The organism is Mycolicibacterium aubagnense (assembly GCF_010730955.1).
In the GTDB taxonomy this organism is placed as follows: Bacteria; Actinomycetota; Actinomycetes; order Mycobacteriales; family Mycobacteriaceae; genus Mycobacterium; species Mycobacterium aubagnense.
In genome coordinates this window covers 76,539-98,442 of the sequence record NZ_AP022577.1, presented here as the reverse complement: position 1 = coordinate 98,442, position 21,904 = coordinate 76,539, and the positions used below count along the sequence as shown (strand labels likewise).

Annotated in this window: 27 protein-coding genes and 1 pseudogene; 15 read left to right on the top strand and 13 right to left on the bottom strand. The window is 64.9% G+C overall.

Annotation, left to right across the window (positions count from 1 at the left end; all coding sequences use genetic code 11):
- Positions 1–5 precede the first annotated feature (5 nt).
- The 10 genes from G6N59_RS00720 (at position 6) to G6N59_RS00675 (ending at position 6,284) form a co-directional block, all read left to right on the top strand.
- Positions 6–893 carry a hypothetical protein gene (locus tag G6N59_RS00720; RefSeq protein ID WP_138233426.1) on the top strand — a complete coding sequence of 296 codons (888 nt, stop codon included), beginning with the start codon at positions 6–8 and terminating at the stop codon, positions 891–893.
- 26 nt (positions 894–919) lie between these two features.
- Positions 920–1,159, top strand: coding sequence for a hypothetical protein (locus G6N59_RS00715; RefSeq protein WP_138233427.1), 240 nt, complete (start codon positions 920–922; stop codon positions 1,157–1,159).
- 34 nt (positions 1,160–1,193) lie between these two features.
- Positions 1,194–1,754 (top strand): hypothetical protein, encoded by a 561-nt coding sequence (locus G6N59_RS00710; protein ID WP_138233428.1) that lies wholly within the window; start codon positions 1,194–1,196, stop codon positions 1,752–1,754.
- 61 nt (positions 1,755–1,815) lie between these two features.
- Positions 1,816–2,805 (top strand): DNA-binding protein WhiA, encoded by a 990-nt coding sequence (gene whiA / locus G6N59_RS00705; protein WP_407665862.1) that lies wholly within the window; start codon positions 1,816–1,818, stop codon positions 2,803–2,805.
- 2 nt (positions 2,806–2,807) lie between these two features.
- On the top strand, positions 2,808–3,767 hold the full coding sequence (gene whiA / locus G6N59_RS00700) for a DNA-binding protein WhiA (RefSeq protein ID WP_163910792.1): 960 nt from the start codon (positions 2,808–2,810) through the stop codon (positions 3,765–3,767).
- Positions 3,768–3,834: 67 nt separating this feature from the next.
- Positions 3,835–4,482, top strand: a complete 648-nt coding sequence (locus G6N59_RS00695) for a molecular chaperone DnaJ (RefSeq protein ID WP_235678720.1) — start codon at positions 3,835–3,837, stop codon at positions 4,480–4,482.
- A 73-nt stretch (positions 4,483–4,555) separates the two neighbouring features.
- Positions 4,556–5,110 (top strand): hypothetical protein, encoded by a 555-nt coding sequence (locus G6N59_RS00690; RefSeq protein ID WP_138233431.1) that lies wholly within the window; start codon positions 4,556–4,558, stop codon positions 5,108–5,110.
- A gap of 58 nt (positions 5,111–5,168) precedes the next feature.
- Positions 5,169–5,477, top strand: a complete 309-nt coding sequence (locus tag G6N59_RS00685; protein WP_138233432.1) for a hypothetical protein — start codon at positions 5,169–5,171, stop codon at positions 5,475–5,477.
- Entirely contained in the window at positions 5,474–6,052 is a 579-nt protein-coding gene (locus G6N59_RS00680) for a 5' nucleotidase, NT5C type (protein ID WP_138233433.1), read from the top strand. Before G6N59_RS00685 ends, G6N59_RS00680 begins: the two co-directional genes overlap by 4 nt.
- Before the next feature lie 70 nt (positions 6,053–6,122).
- Entirely contained in the window at positions 6,123–6,284 is a 162-nt protein-coding gene (locus tag G6N59_RS00675) for a hypothetical protein (protein WP_163910789.1), read from the top strand.
- Positions 6,285–6,314: 30 nt separating this feature from the next.
- Here G6N59_RS00675 and G6N59_RS00670 read toward each other — a convergent pair whose 3' ends face one another.
- Positions 6,315–6,500: a hypothetical protein gene (locus tag G6N59_RS00670; protein ID WP_138233434.1), complete on the bottom strand. Its 186-nt coding sequence runs from the start codon at positions 6,498–6,500 to the stop codon at positions 6,315–6,317.
- Positions 6,501–6,507: 7 nt separating this feature from the next.
- The gene (locus G6N59_RS00665) at positions 6,508–6,723 is read right to left on the bottom strand and encodes a hypothetical protein (protein ID WP_138233435.1); all 216 of its coding nucleotides are present in this window, start codon (positions 6,721–6,723) and stop codon (positions 6,508–6,510) included.
- Between the two features lie 154 nt (positions 6,724–6,877).
- On the opposite strand from G6N59_RS00665, the gene G6N59_RS00660 reads away from it, so the two are divergent.
- Complete coding sequence (locus tag G6N59_RS00660) at positions 6,878–8,191, top strand: IS256 family transposase (RefSeq protein ID WP_067990476.1); 1,314 nt, start codon at positions 6,878–6,880, stop codon at positions 8,189–8,191.
- 142 nt (positions 8,192–8,333) lie between these two features.
- Here the strand turns inward: G6N59_RS00660 and G6N59_RS00655 are convergent, their stop codons facing one another.
- Complete coding sequence (locus G6N59_RS00655; protein WP_138233436.1) at positions 8,334–8,585, bottom strand: hypothetical protein; 252 nt, start codon at positions 8,583–8,585, stop codon at positions 8,334–8,336.
- A 118-nt stretch (positions 8,586–8,703) separates the two neighbouring features.
- Positions 8,704–9,363: a hypothetical protein gene (locus G6N59_RS00650; RefSeq protein ID WP_138233437.1), complete on the bottom strand. Its 660-nt coding sequence runs from the start codon at positions 9,361–9,363 to the stop codon at positions 8,704–8,706.
- 26 nt (positions 9,364–9,389) lie between these two features.
- Here G6N59_RS00650 and G6N59_RS00645 point away from each other — a divergent pair, with 26 nt between their 5' ends.
- Positions 9,390–10,688 (top strand): IS256 family transposase, encoded by a 1,299-nt coding sequence (locus G6N59_RS00645; protein WP_061004136.1) that lies wholly within the window; start codon positions 9,390–9,392, stop codon positions 10,686–10,688.
- Between the two features lie 1,695 nt (positions 10,689–12,383).
- Here G6N59_RS00645 and G6N59_RS00640 read toward each other — a convergent pair.
- The 9 genes from G6N59_RS00640 to G6N59_RS00600 all read right to left on the bottom strand — a co-directional run bounded on the left by G6N59_RS00640 (position 12,384) and on the right by G6N59_RS00600 (position 19,206).
- Complete coding sequence (locus tag G6N59_RS00640; protein WP_138233438.1) at positions 12,384–13,637, bottom strand: FtsK/SpoIIIE domain-containing protein; 1,254 nt, start codon at positions 13,635–13,637, stop codon at positions 12,384–12,386.
- A 323-nt stretch (positions 13,638–13,960) separates the two neighbouring features.
- Complete coding sequence (locus tag G6N59_RS00635) at positions 13,961–14,254, bottom strand: hypothetical protein (RefSeq protein WP_138233439.1); 294 nt, start codon at positions 14,252–14,254, stop codon at positions 13,961–13,963.
- Between the two features lie 355 nt (positions 14,255–14,609).
- Positions 14,610–15,155 (bottom strand): hypothetical protein, encoded by a 546-nt coding sequence (locus G6N59_RS00630; RefSeq protein ID WP_138233440.1) that lies wholly within the window; start codon positions 15,153–15,155, stop codon positions 14,610–14,612.
- Between the two features lie 147 nt (positions 15,156–15,302).
- Positions 15,303–16,022 (bottom strand): hypothetical protein, encoded by a 720-nt coding sequence (locus G6N59_RS00625; RefSeq protein ID WP_234884479.1) that lies wholly within the window; start codon positions 16,020–16,022, stop codon positions 15,303–15,305.
- 254 nt (positions 16,023–16,276) lie between these two features.
- Entirely contained in the window at positions 16,277–16,732 is a 456-nt protein-coding gene (locus G6N59_RS00620) for a macro domain-containing protein (RefSeq protein ID WP_138233441.1), read from the bottom strand.
- Between the two features lie 46 nt (positions 16,733–16,778).
- Positions 16,779–17,225 (bottom strand): macro domain-containing protein, encoded by a 447-nt coding sequence (locus tag G6N59_RS00615; RefSeq protein WP_138233442.1) that lies wholly within the window; start codon positions 17,223–17,225, stop codon positions 16,779–16,781.
- 229 nt (positions 17,226–17,454) lie between these two features.
- Positions 17,455–17,763, bottom strand: a complete 309-nt coding sequence (locus tag G6N59_RS00610; RefSeq protein WP_138233443.1) for a hypothetical protein — start codon at positions 17,761–17,763, stop codon at positions 17,455–17,457.
- 278 nt (positions 17,764–18,041) lie between these two features.
- Positions 18,042–18,320, bottom strand: a complete 279-nt coding sequence (locus G6N59_RS00605) for a hypothetical protein (protein ID WP_138233444.1) — start codon at positions 18,318–18,320, stop codon at positions 18,042–18,044.
- Positions 18,321–18,417: 97 nt separating this feature from the next.
- Positions 18,418–19,206, bottom strand: a complete 789-nt coding sequence (locus G6N59_RS00600; protein ID WP_138233445.1) for a hypothetical protein — start codon at positions 19,204–19,206, stop codon at positions 18,418–18,420.
- 184 nt (positions 19,207–19,390) lie between these two features.
- Between G6N59_RS00600 and G6N59_RS00595 the strand changes: the two genes are divergently transcribed.
- From G6N59_RS00595 to G6N59_RS00585, 3 genes and pseudogenes are all read left to right on the top strand, one after another.
- Positions 19,391–19,849 (top strand): hypothetical protein, encoded by a 459-nt coding sequence (locus tag G6N59_RS00595; RefSeq protein ID WP_138233446.1) that lies wholly within the window; start codon positions 19,391–19,393, stop codon positions 19,847–19,849.
- 358 nt (positions 19,850–20,207) lie between these two features.
- Positions 20,208–20,984, top strand: coding sequence for a hypothetical protein (locus G6N59_RS00590; RefSeq protein ID WP_138233447.1), 777 nt, complete (start codon positions 20,208–20,210; stop codon positions 20,982–20,984).
- 297 nt (positions 20,985–21,281) lie between these two features.
- A pseudogene (locus tag G6N59_RS00585) lies at positions 21,282–21,851 on the top strand (LppX_LprAFG lipoprotein); the annotation flags it as partial.
- Between the last annotated feature and the right edge of the window lie 53 nt (positions 21,852–21,904).

The following is a 21,904-nucleotide window of genomic DNA, read 5'->3' as shown; positions in this document are numbered from 1 at the left end:
CCCCGATGAGCACCGTTTTCCAGCAGCCGTACGGAAGTGAAGCGACCTGGCTTGGGACGCCGCCACTGCCGCAGCACCCTGACGATTTGTGGTTCCGCTGGGCGGAGCGGGCTGCCGGCAACCCGGGGTCGCAGAGCTTCAAACACCGCATCGGCGGGCACACGCCCGTAATCTCCGCGATGCAGTACGCCGCGCGCCACGCTCGCACCAGCCGCGTCATCGACGGCGGACGCTGGTTGGCGGACACGCTGCCGCGCATCGACAGCGACCGTGCCGTCTCCGGGGCGCCGGCGTTCGACGTGCGCGCCGCCCTGCACGACGCGATCGGATCGCTGACCGACATTGAATTCGCCTCAGCCTTGCTCTATTCCGGACACGACCTCGCGAGCCTGGATATGGGCCGCAATCCCAAAACGACGGTCTCCAAACTCGGACTGGACTGGTACCAGCACCAGGTGTCGCGGGCCCCGTTCAGTGTCGGCCGGCGTGCAGCTCGATGGCTTGCGCCGGTGATCGTGACGGTCGATTCGATCCGTGCTGCTGCAGAAAAGCTGCCCGCCAGCGTTGTCGGCGTACACGACTCGCCTCGTCGTCGGCTGACGGTTCAGCGCATTGCCGACGAGCTTGTTGACCGTTACCCGGCTTCGGTGCTGTCCAACAACAGCGACGCCTTCGCGCACAGCTGCGCACTGGCACATCACCTGAACCTGCGCGAATACCTGCCGGTCGCAACCAGCGCGGACGTCGCGATAGCCGCTGCACTTGCCGGATATCAGACAGCCTACCAACGACTCTCGCCCACCGGTGTAGTCATCGGCATCGACGAGAACGTCGCCCAGATGCTCCGGGCACATAGCCTCCGCCCGCACCGCAGTCTCCTCACCGCTGCCTGATCACCCACCTGACGAAAGGACCCAAAGTGAGCAACCACCTCGAGTTCGGAGAAGCCCGCGGCGCGCTCGCCAACCTCCAACCCGCCGACAAGCAGGACCGCGAAGCCATCCTGCATGCGACGAAAGCCACCCCGCCCTACCCGCCGATCTGGCAGCTCAACCTGGTCAACTCCAACGGTGACGGGCTGGCGCTGCTTGGCGTCCGCGACGACCTGATCGGCTACCTGGACCGGGTCCGCGCCCACGTCGAACGCACCGCTGACTAGCCGCAACAACCCCACTCACGCTCCAAGGACAATCATGACCACCGAGACCATTACTCCCGCCAACGGCGAAACTCGAAGCGGCGGAGACTTTTACCGTGCTCGACTGCGCGACTTGGACTGGATCCGCGAATCCGGATCCGGCGAGCTGCGAGCCGCGATGCACGCCCTGTGCTGGCGACCCCGGCGCGCCACCATCGACGGATTCAGCACCGACACGCTCGTGGCAAAGAAAGTGCTCATCACCGCGCGCGGCGTCGCTGCTGAACTCGACGCCCGCACCGACGCGGTCGCAGCGGCCATCGCCAACCGGCCCACTGACGATTCGCGGGACCTGCTCCTGCGCGAGCAGTCATCGCTGCAGAACCGCAGGGCGGCGGCACGATCGGTGATCGTCGCCTGCGATTCGGCGCTGCAGTTCGAACGGATCAGCGCATCGACCGGGCCGGACCGCAGCACCGACGAGCTGGTCGCGGCCATCGCCCAGCATCGGCGCCGTATCCACCCGGATGACGCCTCGCAAGCCGACACCGACCTGTGGCGCGTCCTTGACGAAGCCGAGAACAGCACGACCCTTAGTCTCGTGCGCCACGCGTGACCTAAACCCCCAAACCACCTACTCCCCCACCACTTTCACGATCCGGAGACAGCACATGGCAATCCCAATGACCTCGGAGATCCGCGACGAGCTGAGCAAGATGACTACCACCCACGCCGGATGCCGACAAGCACAGCTGTCCACCGTGCTGCGCATTGCAGCGGAGTTGCGCGTGCGCAATGGGCTGGTGTTGACCGCTGAGGTGGATACCGCCACCATGGCCCGTTACCTGCGGCGTGAGATCGCCGCGCTCCACGGTGTCACCGCCAGCGCGCATGTCCTTCAGCGCCGCAGCGGGGGTGCAGGAGGCCGGTATTGCGTGCGCGTCGAATCGGGCGGCCAGCTCGCCCGGTCGGCAGGCCTGATCGATCACCGCGGGATCCCCGCAGCGGGGTTGCCGACGGCCGTCGTCGGCGGCTCGCCCGGTGAGGTTGCCGCCGCCTGGCGCGGAGCCTTCCTCGCCGGCGGCACGTTGACTGGGCTGGGCCGCTCGGCGGTGGTGGAAATCCGCTGCCCCAGCACCGAAACCGCATACGCCCTGGCCAGCTGCGCACGTCGCCTGGGGGTTGCCCCTCTGGTGCGTGAATCGCATGGGATCGATCGTGTGATCGTCCGGGATGGCGCAGACATCGTCACCCTGCTCTCGCGGATGGGTGCGGTCAACTCGCTCGCCGAATGGCAGCGCCGCACAGCTCGCCAGCACCTGCAGCGCTGGGCCAACCTCGACGACGCCAATGCCCAGCGCACGGCAGTTGCAGCGGCGGCAACCTGCGAGCGGGTGGAGCACGCGCTGGCATTACTGGGCGACAGCACCCCTGCTCACCTCGCAAGCACGGGCGCTCTGCGTGTTTTGCACAGCCAGGCCTCGCTGGAAGAACTGGGGCGATTCTCAGAACCTCCCCTGACCAAAGACGCAGTGGCCGGACGGCTTCGGCGCCTGCTTGCTCTGGCTGACAAGCATGTCGCAGACGCAGCTGCACACACTGTTGAGACCGACGAACTCGGGACGCCGGTCCTGGTGTCTGCCGGCGCGTCAGAAGGCCGGGTGTGAGCGTGAGTGTCGCCTCGACCGAAATCCTGACCCGGGAGCTGCTGAAAGTCGCTCCAGCAGATTCTCGCTGCGCCAGGGCCGAAATCGTTTCGATGCTGCGGCTCGGCGGCGGGGTACGTATCGCCGAGGACGGGCGGCTTGTGCTGGACGTCGTCCTGGATGCAGCAGGTGCAGCGCATCGCCTTGCGGCGCTGGTGGCTCGCGAGTACCGAATCAGCCCGCATGACGGCGGCTATCACATCCTGGGCGACAAAGTCCTTGTACGACTGGGCGAATGCGCTGAACCGCTGGCCCGCAGTACCGGGCTACTTGACCATCTGGGACGCCCGGTGACCGGCATTCCGGTACATCTTGTGGCCTTGGCCGGGAGGAACCCATCTGTGGCCGCAGCGGCACTTCGCGGTGCCGTGTTGGCGCGCGGACGGCTCCAGGTCACAAAGTGTGGCCCTGTGACATTGATGGTGCAGAGCCCGGGGCTCGCGGAAACGCTCGCCGTCGGGGCCTTCGTCCGCAAGCTCGGCGGGACTCCTCAAGTAAGAGAACGTCGGCACGCTCCAGAGCCCCACCACGTGGTGATGGTCCACGACTACAACGGCCTGCATAAGGTCGCGGCTGCTATCGGCGCACCGAACTTCGCGAAGTCCCATATTGATCCGGCGCCAACGCGTCGCGCTGTGGTTCACAACCGCGGCGACCTGGTGACGGCCAACAGAAACCGGGCAGCCACCGCTGGCACGAGTACCGCGGAACGAGTCGCTGCGGCCCTGAACACGATGGGTGGCGCAATCGCAGACGAGGTGGTTGTTGTTGCCAAGCTGCGAATGGCGCACCCCGCTGAGTCCATGGCTGAGCTCGGCGGTCGCTGCGTTCCTCCGTTGAGCAAGAACACGGTGGCGGGCAGGTTACGCAGGCTTCTGGAAGCGGCCGATCGGCGCACGCAAAACACCTCGCTCTCAGCGTGATCTGCTCCAGCCCTGTGACTTGACTTCAACACAGCTGGTCGTATTCTCTATTTTGGAGATAATTTCAATGGAGGACTTCGTGAACCGGTATCCCGATGGAATGACCCTTCGGCCACTGACGCAGTGGCCCGGGGCTTTCCCCACTGGACATATCCGGTCCCCGTTCTCGGCGCCGCTGTCCACCACGCTTGATGAACTCGACCGCGAGCTGCGGCATCTGGGAACGGGCACATCCAACGCGCCATCGGTTCTTGAAATCGCGTTCCAGCACGGCGACTTTCGCATCGACGGAATGCCGCGGGCAACCGCGAAGCCAATCCACCCCGGAGTCGTGTTGCACGTAGAATCCCGCTTCGGTCAGTTGTCTTACCCCGCTGCTAGATTCACGACTTGGCAAGACAACCTGCGAGCCATCACGTTGGGACTCAACGGCCTCAGACGTCTCGACCGCTACGGAATCACGCCCGGCAGTGAGCAATACACCGGCTGGAAACAGCTGCCGGCCGCTGGCACGACGACAGTGACAACTGCCAGCGCAGCTGACGCCGAACGCTTTCTCCGCGACTTGGCAGGCGAATATGAAGCGCCCCTGGAGAAGGTCTATAGATCAGCGCGACGGTCGACCCATCCCGACCGCAACAACGGCGACCACGCGGCGTGGAACACCGTCGAGGCCATCGCCGAGACACTGCGTCGGAGCGGTCGGTTGCCCTGATTCCCACCGCTGGGTCCATTCGTCGAGACCTGGCGACCCCCAACCCGACGCTATTAGAACAAGGACAACGCCCATGGCCACAGACCAGCCGACCACACGCGACACGCGCTCAATCACGTACCGCCCCAGACCGACAGATAGCGACACCGGGCGCTACGACCTCGACCACTTCGACGGATTCAGCGCCGACCTGTCCGACGAGGACGGTGTATCGCTCATTGCCGTTCTCGCCGCGTCGCCGCGGTGGGAAGACCGGGTACGCGCAGAAGTCCTGCGCCGGCGAAGCAAGATCACTCTCCCTGACCAGTTTCCGTGCATCTATCAGACCCCCGATTCACCGAATAGGGCCGGCTCCAAGAATCCTCAGCCGACCCCGTGGGTGGTATCGCCGGACATCGCCATGCTGACCAGCCTGCTGCCTGACTATCAGGAGCTGTGGGACTCATACACATCCCGGTGGGGCCCTGGGGCACGGCGCACCTTCGCGGTCGGAAGACTTGACGGCCTTCCCACGCACAACGTTTATCGTCCCGGGACGACGCCGGCGCAGGTCCTCCACTCGACCTTGCTGACGCACAGCGCGATGTACACCCGTGCACCCGAACGGCTGCGCGAACTGCGCCTCTAACAGAAGAGCGATCCTCTACCCCGAGCACCAATACGCCACTCCGAGAACGGATATTCCGATGAAGTACCCCACAGATTGCATCGATGATGACTACTGGCGCCGAATCCACCAGGGCCACGGCCTCGACCGCGACAAGCTGATCGCCGACCTGGACCGCAACGGTGGCATCGACCGGCACGATCATGAGGCACTGATCGTCGAGGAGGTGTGGATGGCGCTGGCGCCACGTGTGAAGCACTGTGCCAATTACGGATTCCCGTGCCCACAGGAAGGCGAGTGGCACGCGCACTGGTACAGCACCCAAACCGGATCCGGCGAACCGTTCACCCTCGCTCGCTGGGGTAAGGCCGAGGCCGCCACCGTATGACTGCGACGCGGGTCGGCTCGTTACATGTCGGGCTCGATATCGACGGCGTACTCGCCGATTACATGTCTGCGATCGCCGACGTTGGTCGTGCCCACGGGCACTCGATGACCGGCGCCGGCCATGGACCCACCCAGTACGGACTGGTCGAGCCCGGGTGGTTCCCCGACGAGAAGTCTGCCCATGCGGCAATGGCGGAACTGCGAAACAAGCTGGGCAAATTGGACTTGCTTGATCACGGCGCACCCGAAGCCGTGCGGCGGCTCCGCGCGGCGGGGCACCGCGTCGACATCGTCACCGCTCGCCATTCCAGAGCACGCCGCTGCACGGCACAGTGGCTTGACCGCCACGGATTCGAGTACGAACAGCTGCGGTTCGAGACGGCCAAACATGTTGTGGGATGCGATATCTACATCGATGATGCGGCCCACAACGTGATGGAGCTGCGGGAGGCCGGGCACGTCGCGGTCATCTACGACGCCCCATACAACCGGCACGTCGGGGGTCTGCGCGTGACCACAATGGAAGAGTTCGTCGATTTGATTCTGCACGGTCAGCTCAGCGGGCGCGCCAGCTGATTCCGCGCATCGAGGTCGATCCTCGCGCCGCTCGATGCCGGTACCCGCCGGACCCATTGACGATCGGCCCATGGCGCAATTTCACACGAGCCCGCTGTTCCTGATCTACCGAGATGATCAGGGCGACCTTCACTCCCAGCCGTGGCAGGACCTAACCACCGCTGGCACTCCCATAGACCCAGTCACCGGCGACGACATGGAGCTGGTCGGCTGGAACACCTCGGCTGGGTGAATCGAGACCAGCCCCTCGCCCGGTAGCTTCTCAGCTCAGCACAGTCAGTGCCGCGCATTCCGCGCGAGTCCAATGTTGTGGGGGCACCGATCCTGCACATGTGGTTTCGTCCCATGCGATGGTGAAGATCCCCGGGCGCATGCCGTGATAGACCCAGTCCACCACGGCGCCGATGGCACCGTCCGCGGTCTTAACAACGTTGCCGAGCTCGACCATGAAGGCCTTACCTCTCAACCGAATAGATGCGGCTGTAGCTGAACCGGTCCAGGTTCTGTTGCGACTTGATGGGGACAATCTGGCCGGCCGTCTCACCGTCAGCGATCACGCCATAGAGGCGGACCTTTCCATAGGCGTCGTACCCTGGTACAGCCAGCTCAGCTGCAGCTTCGTCGCGGGTGAGTTCTGTCTCTACACCATCACCAAACACAGCCATGCTCATCCTCTCGACGTTGTGAAGGGAGCAATGATCAATACCTGTGGATGAGGCCCGAGGAGGCGGCCTGAAAGTGGGCGCACCTTCCCGAGGATGATCATCACGGAATCAGGTATTCGATCAAGACCGGCGTTGGCGCGCTGGTTGGGAAGGTACGCCCATGCTCACCGTAGTTCACGATGCCGAGGAGGCCAACGGCGGCGAGGCCGGCCGGTCGTTGTTGGACGAGATCGTCCGCGACGGAGCCCGGCAGATGTTGGCCGCTGCCCTGCAGGCCGAGGTCGCCGCGTACGTGGCCGCATTCGCTGATCAGCTCGACGAGAACGGTCACCGACTGGTGGTCCGCAACGGCTATCACCAGCCGCGTGAGGTGCTGACCGCGGCCGGTGCCGTGCAGGTGAAGGCGCCGCGGGTCAACGATCGCCGTGTCGACCCCGATTCTGGTGAGCGGCAGCGGTTTTCCTCGGCGATCCTGCCGGCCTGGGCACGCAAGTCCCCGCAGATGAGTGAGGTGCTGCCGCTGCTGTATCTGCACGGCCTATCGACCAGCGACTTCGGGCCCGCACTCGAGCAGTTCCTCGGCTCGGGTGCCGGGTTGTCGGCCACCACGATCACCCGTCTGACCGCGCAGTGGCAAGACGAAGCCCGTACGTTCGCTGCCCGGGACCTGTCCGGCAGCGACTACGTCTACCTGTGGGTCGACGGCATTCACCTCAAGGTCCGCCTGGACCAGGAGAAGCTGTGCCTGCTGGTGATGCTCGGCGTGCGCGCTGACGGCCGCAAAGAGCTCGTGGCGATCACCGACGGCTATCGGGAGTCATGCGAGTCGTGGGCGGATCTGCTGCGCGACTGCAAACGACGCGGCATGACCGCCCCAGTGCTGGCCGTCGGCGATGGCGCGCTCGGGTTCTGGAAGGCGGTGCGGGAGGTATTCCCGAAGACCCGAGAGCAGCGCTGCTGGTTCCACAAGCAGGCCAACGTCCTTTCCGCACTGCCGAAGTCAGCGCATCCGGCCGCGCTGGCGGCCATCAAGGACATCTACAACGCCGAAGACATCGACAAAGCTCAGGTCGCGGTCAAGGCCTTCGCGGTTGCCTTCGGCGCGAAGTACCCGAAAGTGGTCGCCAAGATCGTCGACGACCTCGATGTCCTGCTGGAGTTCTACCACTACCCCGCCGAGCACTGGATCCATCTGCGTACCACGAATCCGATCGAATCCACCTTCGCCACAGTGCGTTTGAGAACGAAGGTCACCAAGGGTCCGGGATCGCGGGCCGCTGGATTGGCCATGGCCTACAAGCTGATCGACGCCGCCCAAGCCCGTTGGCGGGCCGTCAACGCCCCACATCTGGTCGCCCTCGTCCGCGCCGGAGCGGTCTTCCACAAAGGCAAACTGCTCGAACGGCCCACCGACATCACCCCACCGACACCACCGTCAGACGGCGATCAACACACCGAAACGGAGGTCGCCTGAAACACCCCGATCCACAGGTATTGACAATTGCTCTGTGAAGGCCCACCGTGCCCGGTGCAGGCCGCAGACACGGGGCGCGGCGCGTTCACCGGTGGGCACGAGAACACCAGCGTGGAGGACGTGACACACCGCTCCGGCCCACCTAATCCCACATGGACGGTACGTAGCCAGGATTCGCGTCAACGAACTCACGCGCGCTGGGGCGCAAAGGCCGAACCCGTTCGGCCAGCGTGCAATACACCGATGCGTCCAGCGAGCTGGTGATCCCGTGCGGGCTGCGTAGCGCCACATGGAACTCGTCAACGAACGTCACCTTGCCGATAGCCGTGCCACACGCCGTATCCCACTCGACCACGGCATCGACGCGAATGAAGTCGGGAATCTGTTCTGCCACGGTGCGAACTCTGGCAGCTTGTTGCACGGCGCGTGACCGACGGCGCGCACGAGAGTACCAACGTTTCGGCGAGACAATACCTCGTTACCTGATCGGCAACGGGGTCTTGCCACCCGGGTCAGCTCCGGAACGGCTCCCACGGATCCAGGTGGACGCGTTCAGGGTCTGGCTCCCAGCGCCCCTTCACCTGCCGGTCCAGCAGCACAACGCCCATATCGGCCAGTTCTGTGTATTCGATCGCGGCGTTCTCCAAGTCAAAACCGGTTGTGTCCAAGGCGAGGCGGGGATGCTGGCCCGGCACCACGTCCAGGGACGAACGACTGATGTAGGCCTGAAATGGCTTGTAACTGAACGAATCCTTGATCAGAAGCATCTGGCCCCGCGGCGCCCACCGTGCCTCTGGAATACGTTCAAAGCCGGTTAGCTCCAACGTGGTTGCACGGTTGGGTTCCCCAGCCAGCACTACCGACGAAAACAGGCTGACCCACTCTGTGGGTAGTCTCATCGAGGTCTGCGACGTCATTACGACGTGGACCCGCAGTTCCCTCCCCACTGAGAGGATTTCGGTCAGCGCAGCTGTCAGCGCGTCGAGGTCGGTAGCTGCGGCGGCAGCTCGATATCTGAAGAGGTGGGAATCGATTTCGTCGAGGACCACCAGCGTCGGCGCAGTGTTATTCCTGCCAGTTTTGAAGCGGAGGTTGTCCCGGGTCTCGTAGAACTTGAGGTGGCGGTCCCCCCGCTCGAGACCTGCCTGTGGTAGGTGTCGGGCGTCTGCCAAGACACACCAACAGCAAGGGGACCACCGTGAAGAAGAGTAACCAGATTCAGTCCGTGGACGCGAGCGGATCCGCGGTTCCAGAGCGGGTCAGTGTGGCGATGGGCGAGATCGCCGAGAACATGGGCGAGGGCCTGCTGGCTTTGGCCGTGGGCGCCGGTCTGCAGGTGATGGCGGCGTTGATGGAGGCCGACGTGAGCGCGCTGGCCGGACCGAAGGGCAAGCACGACGAGGCGCGGACCGCGGTGCGGCACGGTCGCGAGCGCGGCTCGGTGACCCTGGGCGGGCGCCGGGTGCCGGTGAGCCGGCCTCGGGTGCGCGCCGCGGACGGGTCCGGGGAGTTGCCGGTCGCGTCGTATGAGTTGTTCAGCTCGACGGAGATCCTGGGCAAGTTGGCGATGGAGAAGATGCTGGCCGGGCTCTCGACGCGGCGCTATCCGGTCGGGCTGGAGCCGGTCGGCGAACGCATCACGGAAAAGGCTTCGGCCACAAGCAAATCGGCGGTTTCTCGCCGGTTCGTGGCGATGACCGAGACCGCGCTGGCCGAGCTGCTGTTGCGGGATCTGTCCGGGCTGGATCTGGTGGCGTTGATGATCGACGGGGTGCACTTCGCCGAGTCCTGCTGTGTGGTCGCGTTGGGCATTGACATCGAGGGCACCAAGCATCCGCTGGCGCTGGTGGAGGGCTCCACGGAGAACGCCACCTTGGTCACCGAGCTGCTGGTGGACCTGCGGGAGCGGGGTCTGGACGTCACCCGCCCGATGCTGGTGGGCCTGGACGGGTCCAAGGCGCTGCGCAAGGCCGTGGTCGATGTGCTTGATCACCCGGTCATCCAGCGCTGTCAGCTACACAAGGTTCGGAACGTGAAAGATCATCTGCCGCAACGCCTTCGAACCATTGTAGGCCGCAGGATGACTGATGCCTACCATGCCGGATCGGCGCTGGAGGCCGAGGCCGCGCTGCTGGCCCTTGCCAAAGAGCTCGACCGCACCCACCCCAGCGCGGCGGCGAGTCTGCGTGAGGGCCTCGATGAGACGCTCACGGTGCTGCGTTTGGGTGTGCCGCCCACGCTGGCCCGAACGCTGCGCTCGACGAATTGCATCGAGTCGATGATCTCGGTCTGCCGCGAACATGCCGGCAACGTCAAACGCTGGCGGGACGGGCAGATGGCGCTGCGCTGGTGCGCCGCCGGGATGGTCGAGGCCGGCAAGCAGTTCCGCCGGGTGAACGGCCACCTGCACCTGCCGACACTGCGAGCAGCCCTCGAACGCGAAGTTGCCGAACATGTCGTACCCGTCGTGCACAATGATCAGGTGAGCGCAGCCTGATGCTCACCGGACCGCCACCGAAGTTCCACGGAACTCGGGACATCCTCTTGAAGCGTCCGATCGCGCGTTCGTTCAGCCGTTTGCGGACGATGAGGCTCGCCATTGCGATGACCGAGTTGAACCCATTCGAGCTAGCGTCGCTGAGCGGCGGGTAGGGCGTCCCGGACATCACCAGACCGGGTGTTTCTTTGGGGTCTGGTGATCCGTCGGATTTCGACGTGGCGTGCAGCGTCATCCATCCGCGCGCGCGGGCCTGGTCCAACAATGAGTCGGCAACAGCCGACTTACCAGAACCGATCCGGCCAATTACCGCGAGCCCACCCGATCGAGCGGGGTTCCAGGTGGCATCACTCCCGTTCGCGTCGACACCGAGAACGAACTCGGTGTCGTACCACGTGTCCATGGCTTGTCGGAGCGTCCCGTTCGCCGGCAGCAGAGGCCGAACAACTTCGTGGGCAAGGCGATTCCACGCGCGGGGCCGGGAGGCGGTGCCGACACCGGGCGACGACGCCTCAAGCGCGCCAGCGGCATGCATTGCACCTGACGTTGGATTCACCTGACCAGCTGAGTTGCGCGAGCCTGCACCCTCGTTTTCCGTGCCGTATCCCGCCACGAACACGCGCCCGCTTCCCAGATAGAGACCGGAAACTCCACTCGGTTGCACGACGAGGTCACCAGTCTGAGCGGCAGCAGGTGAGACCGGCACCGGCTTGCGGCTGGCCGCCGAGTCCAGCCTGAAGAATTCGGCGCCGGGCGCGACGTAGGTCACCACGCTGAAGCTCTTTCCGCTGCCCCCAAGGCCGCACAACGCCGCGTGTGGACCGTCTCCGCTGTTCGCCCACACATCGCTGACGTCGTCGTGCGGCCAAAGGCCGCGGAGCAGTTCACTCTTGGTTGAGCCATCGCCGTCAGTTCCACGGGGCTCCCGAGGCAGGTACGACAGCGGTTTCTCGCCGAATGCGCCATCCGGGGCCTCGATCACGGCGCGGGCGAAGACCCTTGCGTTATGCAGTGTGAAGTCGGGCCGAGAGTCTTTGAGCGCCTTGACCAATCGTTCGGTGCGATTTGTGGGTGATGCCATGAGAGGAAGCCCTCCCTTTCCGTCAAGCGATGCGTCCCCGGCCCGCCACCACTGCGAAAAGGGTGACTGCAAGCCGGAACGTGATCTTCGCGAGATTCTTCGACCGTTGCGGATCTTCGTCAGCTGCCGCCGGGGAGCAGAGCTGGTCGAAAGTCCAAGGCACAGGAGCCGTTCCAGCCCCACTGCGCGACAACGTAGCGGTACACCGCTGGCGGCGTCGCGCGCGACGCGGTTCCGCTGACCCCTTGGCTGCCCCCTTCTCCAGGCTGCCCGGGAGAGCGTGTCACGCCCCCTCGAAGCGGCCGTGAACTCACCCGAATCCGGAACGCGCTACGGCCGCGCGCAGCTCGGGCACAGCCAGTGGTCGCCGCGGTCCTGGGCCAGGTCTCCCGCGCCCAAGGGAAACGGCACTCGCAGCAGTGCTGGTTCCAGTCGTCATCGTTGAGCCGGGCCAGCTCGATATGTCCGCCCGGGTTCGCGTCGTGCCCTGCGCGAGCGATGTCGCGTTCGGCCATGAGAGCACGGCAGATGGTCCTGCTAGCCGATTCGGAGCGCGCCACGAGTCTGCCGCGTGCGCTCCAAACCGGCCGCAACATGTTGCTCTGTAACGAATCTCAGGCCGTCGCATCTGCAACTCTGTGCGGCAGCTGCGCAGTGACGATCTCGCCGCCGCTCGGCTGCCCGTCGCGGACCACGTACAGCTGTCCCCGCCTGCCGGCGTAGGTGCCTGCAACCGCGGTCCCACCGAAGTCGACGGTGACCTGTTCACCGACGAACAGATGCGGGGTCGTTTCGGCAATGCGCCACTGCGGTTTCGGCATCGACTCGATCAGGTTCCGCAACTCGTGTGCGGCCGGCGATCCGATATCGAAAACACGAAACGGTGCAGGCATATCCAAGCCCGTGGTCCGCAGGTACGCCCAACCCGGCCGCAGCTGCTGCACTGCTGCGTCTGTTGTGCTGATCATCGCGATACTGTCGAATTTTGAGTGCACCGACAGGCAAACACGCCCCGTGATGTGAGGCCATGCGTCGGCAAGGCGTTGCGGAGCTCGTTGTCCGGCCAATAACAGGTGCATGCCGAGCGACCGGCCGACTCGCACCACCCTCAGGAGCGAAGTAACAGCGTCAGGATGCTCGGCTAACAGCGGATCAATCTCGTCGATCGTGATGAGCAGCGCGGGCATGCGTGGTGTGTCTGCAGCTGATGGCTGTGCGTTGTAATGCTCGAGGTCCGAAGCCCCGCGCTCCCCAAGGAGCTTCACACGTCTGTCGATCTCCGCATGCAGCGTGTCGAAAAGCGCAGTGACGCCGTCGCTGTCACTGCGCAAGTCAGGAGCGGTGATCGCGGTGTGGGGAAACTTCGCGAACGTATCGCACAGGCTCATCCCGCGATACTCGGCGAGAACGAACTGAACCCGGTCGGGGCTGTAACGGGCAGCGAGCCCGGTCAACAGACCGTTGAGCGCGTAGCTATTCCCCATGCCTGTTCGACCCGCATATGCGAAGTGAGGCCGCGCGCCACCGTTCGCAGCGGCGAGGTTGAGCCAAACCGTCTCGGGTTCATCGCCGATGGTGAAATCCGCTTCGGCGCTGACCCCGATTGGCACCTCCAGGTGGGCAGCCGTGAGCGAATCGGCCCACCGGTGCGCCAATTCTTCAGGGGCGGGAACACCGCCCAGCGTCCGGATCCAGGCAGCGGCGCCGGCAGCGTCATTGCCGGCCAGCACAGCCGCAGGAACCGCTGTTGGCGCCGGGACTGCGGATTCTTTGTTCAGAACGGCGTCGAGAGCCTGCTGGTATTTGGTGCCTGGATTCTCGACCATGTATGCGCGGGCGAGTGCTTTGAGTCGATTCGATTCGACCATGGAAGGTGTACCTCCTGTTGCAGGCACAGTGGGCTTGCCGGCACCGCGACCACCGTTGCCACTGCGCGGCTCAGGATAGGTGTCGCCACGGGCCCCTCAGGAGGCTGACCGCCGTAGTGGTCGAGGTCGCGGCCCGGCCGTCACGGCTCCCGCCACGTGGCGCGGCGATTGCGGTGGAAAGTACGCTCCATCGAAACAATCGCCGACCCGCGACACGAATCCATCTGTCGCCCCGGCGGAACTCGGTTATCTCAATAGCTTCTTTTCCAAGCGCCGCGCTCGTCGGAACACATTCGCGACGCGGTTCACCCCGAACGTGAACTTCATGACGCCCCACCAGGGTGCAGCAGGGCACCAACGTTCAGTGCCTGCTGAATGTGCCCACCAGTGACGGCGTCGACGGCAATCAGGGCGACGGTCACCGCCAAGGCGATCACCGCAGCGTGCAGCACCTTGCGCATGACCGCACCGAGCGCGACAACCGCAGCGACGACAACGGCGACGGTTCCCGGTGGCCAGTGTTCCAGTCCAGGTATCGTGCTTGTGGCCGTGCCGCCGACGCCCGTGCTCACAAGGCCGGCCAGAGCCATCCGCCGCAGCGCGTATGAACTAAGCATACAGTGCAATCCCTTTCGACATGTTCTCTAAAACAGAGAATAGCTCATCTTGTATGTGCTGGCACATCGGACTCCGGCCGCGAATCGACAACGGCAACCTGCGCTGCATCCGCGCCGTCAGTGAGCCGCCCAGCACGCTGGCGCAGCTGATCAGCACCTTCTACATGGCCTGCGCGTTCGAGCAGATACGCCCGATCCAGCAGGAGTTCAGCCGCGATGCGATCGGGTGTACGGTTCTGTTTCGCGGTCAAACCGCTGGACAACACGGTCAGAGTTTCCTTTCGCGGACAACAGCTGTGGGCACGACAGAGGCCGGGCACGGAGTCGCTCCCCCGCACCCGGCCTCCGCTGACGGTCAGTCGAACAGCGCTTCGAGATCCCCGCCGAAAGGGTTCTCCTTGTGCTCGGTAGCGGCCACGCGCTCGGCGTCCGCCCGAGCGATGTACTCGGCGCCGCGTGCGTTATCGGCGGCGATGGTGGCCTCCAGCTCGGCTTCGCTCTCCTCGGTGGGGATCTCGAACGTCACGTCCGCGTCGATGCGCCCGGAGTGGAATCCGTCAGCCAGTAGCCCCGACAGCCGGGGGTCATCAGGTTCAGCGTCAGTCAGGAACACCATCACCGTGGCCTGAACCTCCGGCGCCTGATTGGTGCCGTGGCCGTCGGCCTCAGACTCTTGAAGAATCCGCACCCGGCCGTGCTTGATCGTCGGGCGTATCGGGATATCGAGGGCATCGAGGTGGTCGCGCACGTCGGCCGCCAGCTCGTCGGTGCGCGCCTCGAGGTCGTAGCGGTGCGCCTCGTGCAGCGGGCACAGCGCGGCGGTGAAGTACGTCGTGAGCGTCGGCTGCCCGGTTTCGGCGTTGACCGGGCGGAAGTAGGTCGCGCCGTTTATGGAGGTCATGCTCTGGGCCTTTCATCGGAAGTTGTGTGCGGCGGATGCTAGGCGCACAACGTGCGATACGCGGCACGGAACACGGGCAGCAAATCCGCCCCAGACTGGCCGACAGCCCGCACCCCCGAAAGGATGCGGGCTGTCGGATCGCGACGATCAGGCCGCCGCCTTCCACCACCCGAAGGTTTCGATGGCGGCGTTGCGCAGGTAGATCGTCGCCTGCTCGGCGCCGTACCCACTGTTCTGGTCGTCGAGCGCACGCAGAACCTTGGCCGGCTCCTGGTTGTCGGTCGGAATCTTGATGGCCACACCGGTCACGGCCTGCTCACCGCGCTGGAAGCAACCGACCAGCTCGTTGCGGATGTGCTTCTGCATGATCGTGACGTTGCGGACCTCAGAGATCTGGCCGGTGGCCGGGTCGAGCACGAGGTAGTCCACAGTCGGGGCCTGAACCTCGACCTTCTCGTACTTGCTGTTACGGGAGCTGACCGACAACAGCCGGAACAGCAGCGGCTTGCCGAAGTGCTCGTCCGGGATGCCACCACCGCTGGCAGTGGGGATGGATCCGATCTGAGGGGCGGCGCCGAAGCCACCGAACGTCGGCGGGAGCGCAACAGGCGCCTGCGCCGGAGCGGCGGGGGCGGGAGCCTGGGCAGGCACCGGAGCGGGAGCAGCCGCCGGCGCCGGTGCGTACACCGGAGCGGCAACAGGAGCAGCCACCGGGGCGTATCCCGGAACGGGGGCGGCAGCAGCCACCGGGGCGTATCCCGGAACGGGGGCGGCAGCAGCCACCGGGGCGTATCCCGGAACAGCAGCCGGAGCTGCTACGGGAGCTGCAGCCGGGGCGACAGGTACGGGGGCGACAGGAGCGGTCATGGTGGAACCTCGTTTCGTTTCTGTTTCAGTTTCTGTTTCTCATCCAGCTCAGACGCACACCCAGCGGGCTTCCCCGTGCTGCGGATGTGGACCCCGCCCGAACTCGATGTCGTTTGTTCTACACACCCACGCCGACATGAAACTGCGTACGCAATTTTCGCAGCGTCGGCGTGTCGTAGCTTCCGAGGGAAACGAAGAGTCCGCCGCTGCTGGACGCGGCGGCGGACTCTTGGAGGACGTGCCCGTTGACCAGGTCAGCCCTGTACAACCAGCGTGACCGCGACTGGGGATGCCTCGGCGACCTCCCGGATGATCTGCTCGGCGGTCTGCGGGTCCAGTCCCCCGATACCGCCGCCGATGAGTGGCACTGCCACGGACTCGATTCCCTCCTTCCGCGCGAGGTCCAGCCCAGCGGTCAACGACGAGCGCAGCCATTCGACACGAGCGTCCGGGCCCGGCTGATTCTGGCTGGCGCAGTGGATGATCGCGCGCCCCGGACCAGGGTCGCGTCCGACGTTGCGAGTGAACATCGCCGAGCCGGGTTGCAGCTCGCCGCTGCGCGCAAAAATCACGTACTTGGTGATGGCGTCGGGGTAGCGATCCGCCATCACCGATGCAAGACCCCCAACGACGCCGATGCAGTTGACGCCGTGGGCGAGTGCCTCAGCTGGGTGGGTGATGAGGTCACCAGTTTCTTTGGTGAAGCTCATGATCGTAGTCTTTCTCCTAGCTGATAGTTCTGCGGCTAATGGGGGCTTATCCGAGCACCACGAGAGTGACCGCGACAGGCGAAGATTCGCAGACCTCGCGAATGATCCGCTCCGCCACTGCGGGGTCCAGCCCACCAATCCCACCACCGATCAGTGGAAGGGCCACCGACTTGATCCCGTGCTCGACGGCGAGACTCAGACCCACCCGCAGTGACGAACGGAGCCACTCCTCGGAAGCATTTGGACCGGGGTAATGCTGGCTCGCACAGTGAATGATTGGCCGGTCACCCGGTCCGCCAGTGCAGATCATGGCGCCGCCGGCCGGCAGGTCGCCGCGGCGGGCGATCACCTGGTACTGGTTGATCGCATTCGGGTAGCGACGCGCCATGATCGCTGCGACGCCGGCCCCGGCCACGCCGATGCAGTTGACGCCGTGGGCAAGCGCCTCGGCGGGGTGGGCGAAGAGATCGCCGGCCTCTTTTGTGAAGCTCACTGTGGTCGTCTTTCTCCTGGTTGGTGGTTCTGGGGGACGTGACAGAACGGGATGTGAGAGCTGCGATGTCGCTCCGCGCCGTGGCATCGGAGCCAGTCGTCGCCGTCGACCTCGTAGCCGCCATCGCAATAACCTTCGTCGGTAGCCGCACAGGACCCGCGCTTCACGTCGGCGCACAACGGCCACGGGCCGGCGGCTCGGGCTACCTCGATGGGTACGTCGACCATGGTCAGCTCAGGCAGTCAGGTCCGCGCCGGAGCAATTTCTCGACCGCGTCGGCAGCTTCGTCGACTGCCGATGATCCCGAGGCGATGTAGAGGCGCGGCGGCTGGCCGCTGACCTCGATGCTCGCAAAGAGCTTGGAGACCCTGACGTCAGTCGGGTCACCGGACAGGGTCCAATCCAACGAGCTTGCGAAGTTCTGCTCCACAGCTGTCAGGTCGGTGCTGGAGACGTTCCCCCAGAAAGCGGAGTAGGGATCTTCGTCGGTGTCAGCGGTGATCGTGATCGTTGCGCGAGCATCGCTAGTGAAACTCATTGCCGCTCGACCGCTTTCGGAACGAACCGGTATCCATCTACGTCCGGCACCCACTGTCCAGCCGGGAAGCCGTGGTCGGCACGCAAAGTCGCCAGCGCTACGCCCAATGGGGGCTCGCCCGACGCCGAAATTCGCGCCAGCACGGTCCCCCCGCCATCGCGTACTGCCCAGTTCCACTCTCCGACAGAGTTACCGGCGCTATCGCGCATCTGTTCCGGGTCTGTGATCGGCTGCAAAGTCGCGTCCATTGGGATCCTTTCGGTGGTGTTCTGATGACTTCAGAGGCTGGTTCGCAGGCCCGCGGCGAATTGGGCCCACGAGCGACCTGCCAGCGTGAGCGGGACCTTGTCGTCGATCGCCAGCCCGAACGCGTACCGATCGCAGTCCGTGACCTGTTCGGCGGTGGCACCGCACTTCAGCGCGTATTCCCGCGCCCGGAGCATGACCGACTCATGGCCCTGCCGGCCCTCCCAGGGCCGCACGTGCGGCGGCAAACGGTTGAACCAGCATGCGACACCGAGCTGGTCTAGTGCGTATTGCAGGTCTGAAAGGCTCACGGAAACTCTCCTACGCGCTCAGGTTCAGCTATCTGGACTTGCGGCGCGGCCGTCGTCGCGTTGTTCGGCATGACGCCGACACACAGTGACCGCACACTCACGCCGCGTCAGCTCCGGCACCGCTGTCGTCACCGATCAGAGATTCGGCGACGGGGACTTCCGGGTCGGTGACGTCCAGGTCGGGCGAATACGCGTGCGCAGCTAGCACAGCTCGGAAGACGCCGGCGCAGGTCAGTGTCACGAGCGAGGCCGGGTGTTCCCGTGTGTACAGCTCGACGGGCTCTTTAAACACCGCGGCGATCGCGCTCATTTTCTTGATCACATCAGCGGTGAACGACTGCACATTGCCGCTGTTCAGTGGTGCATTTACCTGTTCGTCGCCCTGTCCGCGGGAACCCAAGACCTCTTTGGCGCCGCGTGCAGACAGCCGAGAGATCGTTGACACCATCGGGAAATCTTCGATGTCCTGCAGCGGGATGAAGTGGCGTGAGTCAGCGTCTCCCGGGTGGCCGTCGGTGAGGGTACGCATCCGCAAAGTTGCGCCACCGTCGACCACCGACAACTCCACGCCGCACTCGGCTTCCTTGTCGGTTTTGCGCACCGCCGAGACTGCGCCTTTGGCCGCGGCGAGCAGCTGCGCCGCTTGGTCGGTGGAGAACTTAACCGGCTTGAGCTCGCCGTCACACGCGAAGATCGCCTGTCCCGGACTAGCCCCGTCCGAAGCGATGAACGCGAGGCTGTTCTGCGTCCCGGGGCCGTCAGTCTCCACTCGGGTGGAGGCCAAAACCACCGCGGCGTGCGTCGGATCGTCGGCGCCGGCATACGCCATCACCTTCGCAGCGGCCAAACCCTTGACGAACGAATGATTGTCGATGACCACGGTCACGTGAGTCCACCTTTCCCTTCCAGGTTCGATGCGCGCGAAAGGTGCGCCGCGGCGGGCATTGTTGGTCCGTTCAGAGCTAGACAGGTCCCTGGGGCGCGCACCACCAGACGCCGGCAGCAGTGCTCGATCGCACGAGCACGCACCCATCCAGGCATCTACGCTCATGCGCATGCCATTGAGGTTTGTGATCCGTCCGCTGGAAACGCTGCCCTGGCCACAGGGTCTGGGCAAGCATGGCGGCGGCTACCGCGACCTCGAGAGCGCAATGCTTGAACTTCTCGGGGAAGACAACTTCTGGAGCCCCGAGGCGCATCGGTGCGCTTTCGCAGAGGGTGATCCCGACTATCGCCGAATAGTCCTCACCGAACTCGGAAAACGCAATTGGAGTGCCGATCTGGCCGACGGTGTCGACCGTGCAACCGCGTTGGCTCGATTAGCGCCTCTGCTGGACACCTCGCTCGCTTCGGAGTCACCGTGGCTGGACTGGGCCTCGCGACATCGCGATGACTACCCGGTGTGGTCGTGGCTTGCAAACGGACTAACCGTGGGCAGCTCCGCAATCGCCGACGGCCGCCACCGGCTGACCTTCTTGCGCTACCACCGCCCGCCCGAACACGAGGTGCTGGTGCGGGTTGAAACCTGACCCGCGCGTGGCCGAAGACAGCCCGGCAACCGCCACCAACACCGCTGGTGGCACAGCTGTATCTGACCTTGCGCACCGTCCTACAACTTGCGCTACATGCAGCGGCACAACTCGCATCACGGTCGGCGCTAAATGGCGCGATCATTCCGCTGAACTGCACCAAATCCCCGACTACTCGAGAACTTTGAACCGTGTCCGATGCGTTACGACTCGCACTACGTCGGCCGCTCGTGACGTATCCGTGTGCATCTCGGCGTGGCATCGCGGCACCTACAGAAGGACGTGACAGGTCTGCGCGCCGTACAGGCCGTTCGCGCCCCGGGCGTTTCTCGCAGCTGAGTCCGAGCATGCTGCGCGCATGTCCAACTCCCCCAAAGGAAAAGACCGCAAGAGCGGCGAACTCGCCGGCGAACTGCGCGACGTACTCTTCACCCTGCTCGCGATCGCCGCTGTGGTGGTCCTGGTCGGGGCACTGTGGCGCGGGGGCCCTGCGGCTGTAGTCGATCAGGTCAAGGCTGCGGCAAGCTGGGTCACCAGGACATTCGACGAGCTCACCGGGACAGGTTCGGTGCAGACCGTGCCGCCCGCCACCACGGGGCTCGAAGGCGCCTCGAGTAACGGTTCTGGGCTGGCGTACGGCCCTGGGCCGACCGCGTACTCGGTTCAGCCACAGCCAGCCGCCGGGAGCTGCCAGTACCGCTACACCGCGTCAGCTGAACCGCTACCGGATCCGGTGTGCACTCCCGGAGCAGCGAATCCGAAGGTGACTCAGAGCAACCTGGATTCGACGGTATGTAAGTCCGGGTACACCAAATCCATCCGGCCACCAGTGTCGGTAACACGGGTAGAAAAACAGCGCAACGCCGAAAGCTATTCTTTCACGGGCGATTTGGCGTACGCTGAATATGACCACCTCGTGAGCCTGGTCTTGGGCGGCGACCCCAACGATTCCCGAAATCTGTGGGTCGAGCCACCGAGCCCGAGCCATCGAGACACAGACGGGGTCAACAACCCAAAGGACCTCGTGGAGGTCAAACTCGCAGCTGCAGTGTGCAGTAGGCGGGTCCAACTCGCCGACGCCCAATCGGCGATCGCCACCGACTGGACCACAGCTCTGCAGCGTTTAGGCCTGTGAGCTGCCGACCTCGCGTGCAGCATCGTTGGGCTGATCAGCTATACACCGGCCTGGCGCGCCGTACGCACGGCGGCAATGGCGCCGCGCCTATCGTGCGCGACCATGTCCGATGCTTCAGCGATGCGTTTTGCCGCAGTCGTTTTCGCCTTCCTGCCAGCGCTTGTCGGGTGCTCACCGGCACTTTCGGCGGGCACGCCGAGCACGACCGCGGGGGTGACCGCATCACCGACGCCTCCGGCGACGCCGGCGGTCAGCTCTGCCGCTCCTGCCCCTGATCCCGCAGCGCCGGCCGCACTCGCAGACGCGGCGGCCTCCGTCCGGGCGTACACAACCGCGCATCTCCAGATGTCCACGCACGGCATCGAAAATCTGACCGCAAGCTCGTACGCCGCGGATGTCACCACCGACCCACCAGGCGCATCTGGCAGCGCTGACCTGATGATCGACGGCCAGCGCCGACAGACTGACTTCCTCGTCGAAAGCGGCCATCTCTGGATCACGAACGTCGACGGCTCCCGTGAAGACGTCGGACCGGCGCGAGGTTCCTTGGATCCCACCGCGCTGCTGGACCCGAATCGGGGTCTTGCCGCGCTCCTGCAGCTGGTGACCGATGCGACCTTCGACACCCACCAGCCCGACGCCGCCTATACCGTCGCCGGTCGACCAACCCAACTGCTACACGCTCAGCTTCCGCATCAAGCGGCAACGATCTTGCTACCGGCGGCCAGCATCGGCTCCCGCGATCGGGTTCCTGTTCAGCTGTGGCTCGACCGCTCCGCTGGCCACGCACTGGTACAGCTAATCGCCGAAATCGGCGACGGTTCAGCTGTTTTGGTCATCACACCGGCGGCATCGGGAAGAAGCTGACGACTCGATCCCCCGACGTGCAACAACGCCCGGACCTCCAATGGATCCGGGCG

Excerpts from the sequence above, each read along its gene's own strand:
- G6N59_RS00610 (WP_138233443.1), bottom strand. The coding sequence starts at position 17,763 with ATGAGTTTCACTAGCGATGCTCGCGCAACGATCACGATCACCGCTGAC.
- G6N59_RS00690 (WP_138233431.1), top strand. The coding sequence starts at position 4,556 with ATGGCCACAGACCAGCCGACCACACGCGACACGCGCTCAATCACGTAC.
- G6N59_RS00685 (WP_138233432.1), top strand. The coding sequence starts at position 5,169 with ATGAAGTACCCCACAGATTGCATCGATGATGACTACTGGCGCCGAATC.
- G6N59_RS00720 (WP_138233426.1), top strand. The coding sequence starts at position 6 with ATGAGCACCGTTTTCCAGCAGCCGTACGGAAGTGAAGCGACCTGGCTT.
- G6N59_RS00670 (WP_138233434.1), bottom strand. The coding sequence starts at position 6,500 with ATGGTCGAGCTCGGCAACGTTGTTAAGACCGCGGACGGTGCCATCGGC.
- G6N59_RS00630 (WP_138233440.1), bottom strand. The coding sequence starts at position 15,155 with ATGACCTCCATAAACGGCGCGACCTACTTCCGCCCGGTCAACGCCGAA.
- G6N59_RS00680 (WP_138233433.1), top strand. The coding sequence starts at position 5,474 with ATGACTGCGACGCGGGTCGGCTCGTTACATGTCGGGCTCGATATCGAC.
- G6N59_RS00695 (WP_235678720.1), top strand. The coding sequence starts at position 3,835 with ATGGAGGACTTCGTGAACCGGTATCCCGATGGAATGACCCTTCGGCCA.
- G6N59_RS00665 (WP_138233435.1), bottom strand. The coding sequence starts at position 6,723 with ATGAGCATGGCTGTGTTTGGTGATGGTGTAGAGACAGAACTCACCCGC.
- G6N59_RS00660 (WP_067990476.1), top strand. The coding sequence starts at position 6,878 with ATGCTCACCGTAGTTCACGATGCCGAGGAGGCCAACGGCGGCGAGGCC.
- G6N59_RS00590 (WP_138233447.1), top strand. The coding sequence starts at position 20,208 with ATGTCCAACTCCCCCAAAGGAAAAGACCGCAAGAGCGGCGAACTCGCC.
- G6N59_RS00625 (WP_234884479.1), bottom strand. The coding sequence starts at position 16,022 with ATGACCGCTCCTGTCGCCCCCGTACCTGTCGCCCCGGCTGCAGCTCCC.
- G6N59_RS00620 (WP_138233441.1), bottom strand. The coding sequence starts at position 16,732 with ATGAGCTTCACCAAAGAAACTGGTGACCTCATCACCCACCCAGCTGAG.
- G6N59_RS00675 (WP_163910789.1), top strand. The coding sequence starts at position 6,123 with ATGGCGCAATTTCACACGAGCCCGCTGTTCCTGATCTACCGAGATGAT.
- G6N59_RS00640 (WP_138233438.1), bottom strand. The coding sequence starts at position 13,637 with ATGGTCGAATCGAATCGACTCAAAGCACTCGCCCGCGCATACATGGTC.
- G6N59_RS00710 (WP_138233428.1), top strand. The coding sequence starts at position 1,194 with ATGACCACCGAGACCATTACTCCCGCCAACGGCGAAACTCGAAGCGGC.
- G6N59_RS00635 (WP_138233439.1), bottom strand. The coding sequence starts at position 14,254 with ATGCTTAGTTCATACGCGCTGCGGCGGATGGCTCTGGCCGGCCTTGTG.